Consider the following 13450-nt stretch of genomic DNA (forward strand, 5'->3'; position numbering starts at 1 on the left):
AAAAAAGTATAGACGAATAGTTTTGAGTTTAAATAAAGAATGCTTGAAACGACCTGTCCACAAGGCTCTATCTATAGTTGCCACAATCGCTAAAATGACCATTTAAACAGAAAAACAGTGCAATATTTAGACGGATTTTTGACATAAAAAAAGCCAGTTTTTTAACAAAACTGGCCACTTAAAAACGCCTGTATAAAGGCTCCATTTATAATTGAAAAAAAGCTGACAATTTTCAATCAATTATTTCACCAAAACTTTACGCTCAAAACTACTTTTTGGTGCTTCGCACAACGAGCATTCGTAGTTGGGCGGTAAATTTTCAAACGGGGTATTGGGTTCAATATTTTGGGTAAGGTCTCCGTAAACTTCATTGTAAACCGTAAGGCATTCCGAGCATTGATAAACCTCATCCTCAACGGTTTCCTTTAATGGTTTTGATTGTTCTTCCTCGGTTTTTTCGTTTCCTAATTGTTCAAAATACAATTGGCTTAATTCCATCAATAAACCGGGAAGTTCCACTTTATCAACATCCTGCACATGCAGAATATATTCTTGGGTATTGGGGTCGAAATCTTTGGCATACAACAAATTGAAAGTATCTCGGATTTTAAAATCTCCAATAGCCTCGGGTTTTTTATTTTTTTCAATAACGATGGACGTGAAATTATAAGTATCGCTATCGTAACTGGTAATGCCGAAAGTTAGTCCGTAAGTACTAATATCGTTTTGGTCGAAATTGGTAACCAGATATTTTTTAAGGTTGAGCGCCTCTTTATCGTTTACCGGAATATGCCAGTTCATCTCCAACATAGAATGGCGCACGTTGATTCCGAATTTGCCCAAAAACTTTTCCCATTGAAGTTTGGAACTCAAAGGGATACCTTTTACGATAAATGATTTCCAAGGCGTAATGGATATTTTTCCAATTTTATTATCGGAACACAAATCGCACATGGCCTTTAAAAACTTTAAATCGTAACGGTTGTTTCGCCAATACAATCCTAACCAATACCTATCTGGACCAATACGGTTCATGCCCTCGTAATACGGAAAGGGATAAAACGGCACATCCAAAGGTTTATCGACCGTGCGGTTATTGGTATCCACCGCATCGCTTACCAACTCAAAAAGGGTTTCAACATTTTCGGGTTCTTCCTGCAGAACATTCTCAATAGCATGTTCAATTTTATCCATGTCCCAACTATAAATCAATGCTGGGTACATCACCGTTTTTTTCCACTCGGGAAGCCTTACGTATAGATACCAATAGTCTTCGTGCTCTGAAGCTATAAAATTCACATTCCCAGTAAACAAAGGCACCAAACGCTGTTTAGGGTCGGTAACGTTAATTCGTAATTTGGGCTTATGCTTAAATTGCTCAATAACGTACAGATATCGATCACTGGTTAACCAAGATGTGCTTGGGAGAATTTCGGCCGACACATAAGACGACGAAATATTTTCCACGCCATCCCGCTTAGGTTTTACAAAGGTAATTTTATCGAATTCGCTGAACTTGCTTTCATCGATAGCTTCGGGGAAAATGATATCCTGTCGCGAACCAAAAGAAATAGCATCCAATCCCAAGCCCTCTGCGGCTTCACAAATATATTTCAGTTCACCTGGAGACAGTACACCTCCGTTTATCCGTAATCTGTATGGTTCTTCCATTATGCTAATACTTTTGAATTATTAAGTATTTCCCTAACTTCTGTTTTACAACTTCCGCAGCCCAAACCAGCTCCGGTTTTATTGCACAATTCTGTAAAATCGTTACAACCTTTGGCAATGGCTTCCTCTATATTACCTGCACCAACTTGACTGCACGAGCATACTAATTTACCAATAACTGGCTCATTATTGGACGATCCACGAAGTAAAGTATTTCGTTTTTCGGCCATTTCAATTTTACTTTCAATCATGGTTTTAAATTCAGCAAACTCATTTTTGTCACCCATTAAAACCGCGCCAATCAATAAATCATCTTTTACAATACACTTTTTGTAGTAACGCTTTTTAATGTCTGTGAAAATGATTTCCTCATAACTATCATCGTTTTCCGGCACACTAATATCGCCAATACTGCACAGATTCAAATCATTGAATTTCAATATATTCATCAACACCGAACCGTTGTACGCACAGCTGATATCGCCCGCTATGAAGTTGGCTAAAATATTCGCCTGTTCTTCAGCCGCCGATGTAATTCCGAAAAGTTGGTTGTTGAATTCGGCAATTTCGCCAATGGCAAAAATATCGGGGTGCGAGGATTGTAAATGCTGATTTACCTTAACTCCCCTACTACATGCAATACCATTTTCTCGCGCTATTTCAACATTTGGAATGGTTCCAATAGCGTAAACAATAGCGTTGGCGGTTAAAAACTTTCCACTTTTTAAGGTGATATTCAATTCGCCCGTATCCTCATCATCAAACACAGTGCTTACTTCGTTATCGAAGTAAATTTGAATGCCGCGTTCCTGCACATCCAAAGCCAAAAGCTTACTAGAAACTTTATCCAATTGGCGTTCCATTAATCGCGATGCCCGCTGAATTATGGTAATTTTTACATTTTTATGTTTCATGGCCGCGGCCAACTCCAAACCTAATAATCCACCACCAACGATAACGACGTGCTGCTCTTCAGGCGGCAAACCGGTGCCATCCAAGTAGGCCTTAAACTCATCGGCATCCTTTTTGTTTCGCATGGTAAAACGTCCTGGTAAATCAATTTGCACATCTTTCGGGATAAAGGCGCGGCTTCCCGTTGCCAATATTAATTTATCGAAAGTATGCGTTTCGTTATTGCTGTCGGTAACGTTTTTTTCTTCTTTATTGATGTCGGTGATATAAGTTTCAGGATGCAAATGGATATTCAATTTTCCAAGCTCCCTTTCCTTAATTTTTAAAAGCTGCTCCCAACTTAACTCTTCTGTAACATATTCCGGAAGCAATACCCGGTTGTAAAACAGGTTGGGTTCTTTTGAAAATACATGGATTTCGTCATTCTCATTGAATTCCCTGTAGTTTTGTACAAATCTAAAGGCTGCCGCTCCAGCTCCAACAATTATAATTTTTTCAAAAGTCTTTTCGTACCTAGTCACCGAAACTCGGGTGAACTTAAAATCGGGCTCTTTCGAAACCGGGTCAACATGAGTATTAGTGAGGTTGTTGGTACGGTTCAAATCGCTTTGAAGCTGTTTCCCCCAGTGCATGGGCAAAAACACCACGCCACGTTTAATATCGTCGGTTACTTTGGCACGCACACGCACCAATCCGTTTTCACTTTTTATTTCGGTAATGTCGCCATCTTTTAACTTATTGAGATAAGCATCAACGGGGTTGATTTCCAACACTGGCGTTGGGTAATGCGTTTTTAATCGCGACACCTTTCCCGTTTTGGTCATGGTGTGCCATTGGTCGCGGATACGCCCTGTAGTTAATATCAACGGATAATCTTCATTCGGTTGTACCGATGTATTTACCGTATGCGTTGGCAAATTGAATTGTGCCTTTTTTGATGGCGTATAGAATCTTTTATCTTCGAAAAGACGCGCTGTTCCAGTATGTCTATATTCTGGTACCGGCCATTGGAACGTGCCTTCGGTTTTTAATCTTTCGTAATTTAAGAATGATACGTCGATATTCGTGCCTTTGGTCATTGAGGCGTACTCATCGTAAATCTCTTCGGCATTATTAAAGTTGAAGCCTCTGAAGCCCATACGCTGTGCAAAATCACAGAATATTTCAACATCGGGTCTGGCCTCACCGGGCGCATTGATTTCTTTTGGCAAGTATGAAATACGGCGTTCGGAATTCGTCATCGTACCTTCCTTTTCCAACCAAGCCGCAGCTGGCAATACCAAATCGGCGTGTGCCACGGTATCCGATTTATGTGAAATATCTTGAACCACAACAAACTTGGCGTTCTTCATGGCTTTTTCAATACGGTGTGTGTTAGGCATACTCACCAACGGGTTGGTACAAGCAATCCAAACGGCTTTCATTTTTCCGCTTTCAAGCGCATCGAACATTTCGGTGGCTGTTAACCCGGGTTTCGGGTTTATTTTATCCACGCCCCAAAATTGTGCTACTTCTCTACGGTGTTCTTCATTCATTAAGTCTTTATGAACGGCGAGCAAATTGGCCATACCGCCCACTTCACGTCCTCCCATGGCATTGGGCTGTCCTGTTAACGAAAATGGTCCCGAACCGGGTTTCCCCACTTTTCCGGTGATAAGCGATAAATTGAGTAACGACACATTTTTATCGACCCCAACAACACTTTGGTTAAGCCCCATGGCCCACATACTGATAAATCCTTTTGAAAGCCCAATAATATCGGCCGCTTTTTGGATATCCTTTTCGGGAACACCACAAAGTTTGGAAGCTTCCTTTAATGAGGTTTTAAAAATTAAATCTTTGTAAGCATCAAATCCTTCAGTGTGGTTGTTGATAAAATCTTCGTCAATCAACCCGCGTTTGTAAAGGCACCTTCCAATGGCATTGTAAAGCACCACATCAGTTCCTGGTAACAATTGCAAATGCAAATCGGCAAAGCTGGCGGAGTCTGTTTTTCGGGGATCGACCACAATGATTTTTACATCGGGGTTTTCCTCTTTTCTTTTTTCAAGTCTTCGGAATAAAATAGGATGGCACCATGCTGGGTTTGCCCCAGTAATTAAAAAGCAATCGGCCAAATCGATATCTTCATAGGAAATCGGCACACTATCTTCACCGAATGTTTTTTTATACCCCACAACGGCCGAACTCATGCACAGCCTCGAGTTAGTGTCTATATTATTGGTTCCCAAGAAACCTTTGGTAAGCTTGTTGGCTATATAGTATTCTTCAGTTAAACTTTGGCCCGACACATAAAAACCAACGCTGTCTGGACCATGCTTTTTTATAATGGATTTAAAAACACTAGCAGCCCTATCCAAGGCATCATCCCAGCTTACACGCTCACGGGGGTGTGAACGGCTCCAACGCATTTCTGGGTATAAAATCCTATCGGAAACATCGTTCGCTACATAGTGCAAGTTCATACCCTTTGAGCAGAGCATGCCTTTATTTACCGGATGGTCTTTATCGCCTTCAACATAAATTTTATCGTTATTGTCTTTTTTAACAATAATTCCACATCCTACTCCACAATACGAGCACGTTGTTTTTACTTCGCTTTTTACCATTTAAATAAACTTTTAAATAAATAAGACATTGTTCCCAACTCCAAATACAAATTGTATTAACCTTCTGCTTCTTGTTTCGTAAAATTAAGTATAAATACTTAATTTTCATTCTTAATAATTAACCAACAACTAAAAAATATGGGATTAATAATTATAGAATATCGATTTTAATGATTTATTAAAAAAGGGTTCTTTATATACTTGTTTTTATCATTATCACATCTTCTGAGCACAGAACCATTCATTATTTAGTCAATATTCTTTTCGAATTTATCAACCAACTGCGGCGTGGCTTTGTTTACCATGCGCTGTACCACTCTGTGCATCCAAATGAGACAAATGGCAGACAAAACAAGCATTAAAATCCAACAGCTAGACCATAGCCCTGTGCCTTCCAAAAGGTAACCGAAAATAATAGGACAGAAGAAACCGCCCAATCCACCGAGTACGCCAACCATACCCCCTACAACCCCAACTTCTTCTGGGAAATAATCGGGAATGTGCTTATAAACCGCAGCTTTACCAATACCCCAAATAGAACCAATTAAAATGGCTATTATGGCAAATATCCAAAGGTTGGCTTGAAAATAAATATGTGTTTTTCCTTCGGCAATCAATTGTTTCTTTTTCACCACGTCACCTTTCTTAACCAAAGGCTGTTGCCAAGATTCCTTAGCTGGAAAAAAGTAGAATTCTTCATCAGCCGAAGCCAGTTTACCTGTTTTCTCTTTTAACGGGTATTGAACGCCATCCACTTCAATAAATGAGGAAGTGACGTCGGTAACCGTTCCTGCCGCTTTGGCCATAATCCCTTTTCCTGCCGCGTAAATATCCATCTTTGGAATAATGAGCGTCGCACTGAACACCAACGAGGTACCTAGCACCCAATACATCACTTTTCGCGCTCCGAATTTATCAGACAACCAACCTCCAAAAGCTCTAATAACACCAGAAGGCAAACTAAAACAAGAGGCCAAGAAACCTGCGGTGGCTAAATCTAAGGCATAAACGTTAGTATAATATGGTACCAACCAGCCCGCGAAAGCCACGAAACATCCAAATACCAAAAAGTAGTACAGCCCAAATCGCCATACACGCACACTTTTAAGTGGTTGCAACATGCCTTTTAAGTTTTTAGTACTTGAAGCTGGTTTTTTATTTTTTGTTGAAAGAAAAAACACAATCGCCATTACTACCAAAAAAGCAGCATAAATTTTTGGCATATCGCGCCACCCTTCAAGATTGGTTTTTCCGTCGGTTAAAATATCCAACAACTTTGGGCCAATAAGTGTGGTGATGGCAGCACCGGCATTTCCCGCACCGAATATCCCCAAAGCAATACCTTGCTTTTCTTTTGGAAACCATATTGAAGAAAAGGCAATACCAACAGCGAAACTGGCTCCTGCAATACCAAAACCTAAACTGCACAGTGCAAACGACCAAAAGCCATTGGCATAAGACAACAGATACATGGGCACTGCACAGAGCAATAATAATCCTGCAAATACGGGCTTCCCTCCAAATTTATCGGTTAAGATACCTGCCGGCAATCTGAAAATGGCACCTGTTAAAATAGGAATACCAATTAACCAACCAATTTCAACGGCACTCCAATTAAACACCTGATTATCAACTAAAAAAGTCACTAATATTCCATTCAACAGCCATGCTGCAAAACAAAAAGTGAAAGATAACGTATTAATAAACAGCGTTTTATTTGCCCCTTTTGTTACTTTCATTAGATAATTATTTTTAAAGGTTTGTATATTTTAATCCAAGAAACTTAGTATTTCTTTTTAACAAAACTAAGTATTTATACTTAATTTTAATTCTTATAATTTAAGTATTTAAGTATTTATATCAGATTAACAATTTTAGAATCTTGTTTTTGAATAATCAACAACAATAAGTCGATTCCTTTTTAGCTTTTTGATAATACTGAAGTAACAAGGCAGGTATGAACATAAAAAAAGCGACCAAATGGCCGCTATAAATAAGTATTTTTTCAATAAAAAACGAAATTGCCCGTTATACCAACTCGTACTCTTTAGCTTTGTTGGTAAGCTCCATTAAGTTTTTCACTTCCAGTTTTTTCATCAGGTTGAAACGGTGCACCTCAGCCGTTCGTTTACTAATTTGAAGTTCTTCAGCAATATCCTTGTTATTTTTAAGCTGTAACACCAACTCCAATATTTGCTTTTCGCGACGGGTTAATTTAAACGGTGCTTCCTTGGGTTCTTTTTTAGTTTCCACCGCTGGACTGGCGTTACCGTTTACGAAGTTATTCATAATTATGGCCGACACATCTCCAGTGAAATACTTACCTCCTGAAGCTACTTTATTTAAAGCTTTCAAGAACTCTTCTTTACTAGCCCCTTTCAATAAATAGCCATCGGCACCTGCTTGAATGGCCTGCACCACATACTCCTCTGAATCGTGCATGGAAAGCACCAAAGTATTTACATCCTTAAAACGTTTATTAATTTCACCCACAACCTCAATACCGTTCATTTCTGGCATCCTGATATCAACAATCAAAACGTGTGGTCGGTTTTTTTCCACAATCTCTACAGCTTCTTTACCATTTGAAGCCTCATCTATAACCACAACCCCTGTTTGATCTTCTAAAAGTGCACGAATACCGTCCCTCACCAAAATATGGTCATCTGCCAAAACTACATTAATAACGTCTTCCATAATATTTTACAAATTTTAATCCTCTTTGTTAAAAAGTAACAAGTCAACTACAAAAATAAGTATTTTTAAACAATACTACGTATTCTATTCCAACGGAATATTAAGCGTAACCCGAGTGCCTTTTCCTATTTCGGAATTAAGGAACAACCTGCCACCAATATAATTGATACGTTCGCGCATAAAGGTCATGCCCATACCGCCGTCGCCTTCTTTTATCTTTTTCACTTTTGAAGGCTCAAAACCTTTGCCATTATCGTCAATAACAATACTTAGGATATTCCTACTGTGCGATAACGATACCAAAATATGTGTGGATTCCGCATATTTAATAGCATTGTTAATCGCTTCCTGTACTATTCTATAAATATTAATTTCAGTAAGGGAATCGAGCCTTTGGTTAAAATCGGTTTTATTAAAAACCACAATTTGCTTTCCCGTAAGTTTCGACAGCTCTTGTGTTAATTTAGCAATGGCTGGCAGAATACCATGATCTGTCAGCTCCGGCGGTGTTAAATTAAAGGTTGCCGTTCGCACGCCTTTTATAATATTTGTGGTGAGTTCTTTTAAATGTTCAATCTTTGTGGTGGCCTTTTCAACATCTTTGGTATCGATACTTTCCAAATTATACTTTAAGCCCGTTAACATTTGCCCAATACCATCGTGAACATCTTTAGCAATGCGGTTTTGTTCTTTTTCCTGGTTTTCAATAATCTTACTTGAGATTATTTTTTGCTGACTCATTTTTTCCTCAAAACTCTGCTTGTTAAGCCGTTCGATTTCAATTTGAGCCACTTTACGTGCCGTAATTTCTGAAGCAATGATGAGCAACTCCGATTTATCCTCCGTTGGACTAAAAGGAATAATCGCCATTTCCAACCAAATGTCGTTACCGTCTTTAGTTGTAGCCTTTACCTCGCCTTGCCAACCTGTTTTTTTATGTTTAGAGACAATGTCTTCAACCACAAATTGTTCGCTTTCAACCTTTGATAGCACATTCCAAATGAGTGTACTTTTTCCAAACTTTGAAAATTTAAACAACCTTGAAAATTTGTTGCCCATATGCACCACTTGTCCATTAGGCAATATTCTTGCAAACAGCAAAGTTTCATCCATGGCGTGACTCAAAGCCCGCAACTCTCTAATCGACTTTTCTTTTGAAATGCTCAATTCGTCAGCTTCAGCAGCCATTTTTTTAGCCCGCTTTTCGGCAACCAACAATTCGGCCAAGGTATTTTTAACACTTTTGGCTGTGGGCCAGAAAATAAACAGGAACTCACCAAGCAGCACCAACAAAGTAAAGCACATCAACCAAATTTCCAAATTCCGAAGCCAACTAACCTTTTCATCGGCTTCCAAATCATATTGGTTTACTATGTCGTCCATTAGCGAGAGGAAGTCCCCCTCATTCGCCTTAACCTTTTCAATATCGACCACAAAAGCACTAACGGGTAATGGTGGTACATTTTCAATCTTTTCGATAATGGCTTTTGTCGCTACAGCTATGGTATCGAAAACCGGGTTTAGGGTTTTAAATTTCTGGGTAATCGCCTTACTGTTCTTTTTGGGCAAACCCAGGCTATCGTTTCCCTGTTGCAAAGCGTGATGCGAAAGCTCCCAAATTTTAAGGGTCGATTTTATTTTTTCTTTCAGCAACACCCTGTTTTCCAACACAGGTTCGGCCGAAAGAGCGACCACATCTTTGGTTAATTTTTGGCTAAGCATACGCTGCCTACCCGCCACGTTGATTACTGTAGAATCGCTTTGCTGATCGTTTAAATGTTTCCTGATAAGAATTTGGCTGGCTATTACCGAAACGGCAATGGCGCTTAAAGCGATAACATACAAACGGCTCAACTTATTAAACGTACGCTGGTCTAATGAATTACCGTTTTTTGCCATATTTTTTCGATTTTAAGAAATCGCCTGCTTAACCAGAGCCAAGCTTTTTTCTGAAAAAGGCAGTTTTAATGCTTCTTGATGCCCTTTTTCAGACATTTTAACCCAAGTTTTTTTTAGGATATCAATCACTTTTTCGTCGTCGTGTTTGGCTGCAAACTCCTCAAAATAATAATCTAAAAACACCAAGCAAATTGTATCTTCCAAGGTTTGTGACTCCTCATTTTTCTTGATGAGTTTTTTATTGATCAAAAAAGAAACCCGATCAATAAACTCTTGGTCGTAACCTACCTGATTTAAAATTTCGGAAGTCAATTCGCCGTGCATTTTTTTCAATGTTTCACGCCATTTTAAATACCCCACACGATCCATCGGGTATTCGTCGCGCGCAATTTTCCACCTACAAATATGTTGGGCCCGTGCAGCAATTTGAAGCGCTTTTGAAGCATTGGGTTCAAATTGCAAAAGCTTCCTCGTCATGCGTTGCGAGTACAGCAACTCTTTTGGATATTCTATACCGAAAACCTCGTAAACATTAGGGTCTTGGTTGTTTTGTTCATCAATTAATGCTATGGCTGTTTCAAATCTGGTAGGTTTCATATGGTTGTATATTTTGTACTAATCGTTAATCCGAAAAGCCAATATACACATTTCCTTCTTCAATTTTAACAGGATAAGTTGCAATTTTTAAATCCTCGCCGCCAAGGTTGCTGCCATCTTCCAACGAGAAATTCTTTTTGTGCATGGGGCAGGCCACTTTAGGAATACCGTCTTTATCGCCTATCATTCCAAGTGATAGCACCATTTCCATTTTATGTGGACACAGGTTTTGTGTAGCGTACCACTTGCCCGTTCTGGTAAAGTTGTAGACCGCTATTTGTTTGGTTTTGTACTTAATACAAGCCCCACTGTTTTGCGGAAAATCTTCAACCACGCCCACCTTAAACCACTCTTTAACTTCGGGCTCTAACACTGTTTTGTACTGTTCTAGAATATCTTGCATAACTACTCTGTTTTTTCTACGATTAGATTTTTAGTTCCAGGCTTTTGGCATTTTTTGCTCTCTCATGGGCACGAATACCAAGTTATCGTCCGTATCATCAGAGTTTACAAAATGCTTAAAGCGCTTCATCATTTCTGGGTTTTCAATAGCTTGTTTCCACTCGCATTCGTATTTACCAATCAAGCCCTGCATTTCTTTTTCAAGATCTTCAGCAATACCCAACGAATCTTCAATCACCACTTGTTTTAAGTAATCTATGCCTCCTTCAAGTTTTTCCAACCATGGGGCTGTTCTTACTAACGGACCAGCTGTTTTTATGTAATACATTAAAAATCTGTCTAAGTATTTTATGGCCGTTTCGTCATCCAATTGTTCTGCAAACAATACCGCGTGCTTTGGTGTAGCACCACCGTTTCCACATACGTAAAGGTTCCAACCGCCTTCAACAGCTATCAATCCGAAATCCTTTCCTCTAGCCTCTGCACATTCCCTGATACAACCCGAAACGCCTCCTTTTAATTTATGCGGCGAACGCAAGCCTTTATATCTATTTTCAATCTCGATGGCGAAGGTGACACTCTCGTGCATACCGTAGCGGCACCACGTAGAACCTACACAACTTTTTACTGTTCTTAGCGACTTTCCGTAAGCGTGGCCACTTTCAAATCCGGCATCAATCAACTCTTTCCAAATAATGGGCAATTCGTGAATTTGAGCACCGAACAAATCGATACGCTGACCGCCTGTAATTTTTGTATATAAATCATATTTTTTAGCTACTTCACCCAATACGATTAAATGGTCTGGGGTAATCTCCCCACCTGCAACCCTTGGTACAATGGAATACGTACCGTTACGCTGGATGTTAGCCAAAAATTTATCGTTTGTATCTTGAATAACCGGTTGTCTGTTTGGCGTTTCCATGGTTATGGTTGCAAAAATAGAAGCCAGCGCTGGTTTACAAACCTCACAACCGTGCCCTTCTCCAAACAGGTTCAAGGCTTCCTCATAATCGGCAACACCATTTACCTTAATTAAGTCGTAAAGCTCTTGTCGGCTAAAGCTGAAGTGCTCACACAACACCTCTTTCACCTCTTGACCAAGTGATTTAAGTGTTTCGTTAACCAAATCGACCACCATAGGTTTACATCCACCACAACCCGTTGTGGCTTTGGTTTTCGCGATAACGTCGCTTAAGTTTTTGCTATCGCCATCGGTAATAGAGCAGCAAATATCGCCTTTGGTAACACTTTCACAAGAACACACCTGAGCTACATCTGGAATATCCAACACACTACCGAAAGACGAACCGCCTTCGCCCCTAGCACCAATCACCAATTCTTCTGCATCCTCCGGAATTGGCAATCCGTTTAAGTAAATTTGATGGAACATATTATAGTCACTAGCATCACCAATCAGGATACCTCCCAACAGTTTTTTTCCGTCGTGACTTACATTAATACGCTTATATAAATTTTTTGTTTTGTTTTCGAAAATGATGGAATATCCTTTTTCAACCGGCATAAAAGGCACACCGTAACTGGCCACATCCACTCCAATAAGTTTCAGTTTTGTAGACATGTCGATATCGTCTTCCATTACGACATCAATATTGCCTATAATCTGGTTCACAGCAACCTCGGCCATATCATAGCCAGGCGCTACCAAACCATAAATCATTTGATTAAATAGGGCAACCTCCCCAATGGCATAAATCTCAGGATCTGAAGTTTGCATCTTGTTGTTCACCACAATACCACCACGTGTACCCATTTCCAAACCGCAAGTTTTAGCTAACTCATCCCTTGGCCTAATACCTGCCGAAACCACTAACATTTCAACATCAATCTTATCGTATTCGCCAAACTCCATTCCAGTAATCGCAGATTCTCCCAAAATTTTATTGGTTGCTTTTGAAAGGTGGACGTTAATACCAATAGACTCGATTTTTTCCTGAAGCACTTTACTACCTCGTGTATCCAATTGTCTTGGCATTAGTTTGGGCGCGAACTCCACCACATGAGGCTCAAAGCCCATATCCATAACCGCTTTGGCAGCTTCCAGACCTAAGAGTCCGCCCCCTAAAACAGCAGCTTTTACTTTTTCTTCGCGACCTTCCTGAATCTTATCAGCATAAGCCAACATATCTTCTAAGTCCTCTATGGTTCTGTAAACAAAAACCCCTTTTTTCTCAATACCCTCGATATTAGGCACAAAAGGAGACGACCCCGTAGCCAATACCAAGTAATCGTATTTATAATTAACATCAGTAGTAGAAGTCACTTTTTTAGATGACCGGTGAATATCACTAATGCGCTCGTTCGTCACCAACTCAATACCATGTTCCTCATACCATTCTCGTGGTGCCATTTCAAGTGCCTTTGCATCTTTGTTTTCAAAGAACTCACTTAAATGAACCCTATCATAAGCTGGTCTTGGCTCTTCGCCAAAAACAGTAATTTTAAAATTTTTACTTTCAGGTCTCTCTACAAACTTTTCACAAAATTTGTAACCTACCATACCGTTTCCAACTACAATAATTTTTTGCATATCTACGTATTTATAAACACAAAACTAAGTATTTATACGTAATTTATTATGCTATTATTGAAGATTTTTTTCAAACAGCCCGATTATTGCCATTTTCTCAAATAGAAATAAG

8 protein-coding genes are annotated in these 13450 nt (G+C 39.4%); all 8 read right to left on the reverse strand.

What is annotated here, in order from left to right; all coding sequences use genetic code 11:
- Positions 1-240: 240 nt before the first annotated feature.
- On the reverse strand, positions 241-1671 hold the full coding sequence (locus ABI125_11545; protein XCF05358.1) for a rubredoxin: 1431 nt from the start codon (positions 1669-1671) through the stop codon (positions 241-243).
- Positions 1671-5192 (reverse strand): molybdopterin-dependent oxidoreductase, encoded by a 3522-nt coding sequence (locus tag ABI125_11550; protein XCF05359.1) that lies wholly within the window; start codon positions 5190-5192, stop codon positions 1671-1673. Before ABI125_11550 ends, ABI125_11545 begins: the two co-directional genes overlap by 1 nt.
- A 248-nt stretch (positions 5193-5440) precedes the next feature.
- Positions 5441-6931, reverse strand: a complete 1491-nt coding sequence (locus ABI125_11555; protein XCF05360.1) for an MFS transporter — start codon at positions 6929-6931, stop codon at positions 5441-5443.
- A gap of 289 nt (positions 6932-7220) precedes the next feature.
- Positions 7221-7889, reverse strand: a complete 669-nt coding sequence (locus ABI125_11560) for a response regulator transcription factor (GenBank protein ID XCF05361.1) — start codon at positions 7887-7889, stop codon at positions 7221-7223.
- Positions 7890-7973: 84 nt separating this feature from the next.
- Positions 7974-9788, reverse strand: coding sequence for an ATP-binding protein (locus ABI125_11565; protein XCF05362.1), 1815 nt, complete (start codon positions 9786-9788; stop codon positions 7974-7976).
- 12 nt (positions 9789-9800) lie between these two features.
- Positions 9801-10385 (reverse strand): DUF4202 domain-containing protein, encoded by a 585-nt coding sequence (locus tag ABI125_11570; protein XCF05363.1) that lies wholly within the window; start codon positions 10383-10385, stop codon positions 9801-9803.
- Between the two features lie 25 nt (positions 10386-10410).
- Entirely contained in the window at positions 10411-10788 is a 378-nt protein-coding gene (nirD, locus tag ABI125_11575) for a nitrite reductase small subunit NirD (GenBank protein XCF05364.1), read from the reverse strand.
- A 30-nt stretch (positions 10789-10818) separates the two neighbouring features.
- Positions 10819-13338 carry a nitrite reductase large subunit NirB gene (gene nirB / locus ABI125_11580; GenBank protein XCF05365.1) on the reverse strand — a complete coding sequence of 840 codons (2520 nt, stop codon included), beginning with the start codon at positions 13336-13338 and terminating at the stop codon, positions 10819-10821.
- Positions 13339-13450 lie beyond the last annotated feature (112 nt).

The organism is Tamlana crocina (assembly GCA_040429635.1).
GTDB classification, from domain to species: domain Bacteria; phylum Bacteroidota; class Bacteroidia; order Flavobacteriales; family Flavobacteriaceae; genus Flavisericum; species Flavisericum crocinum.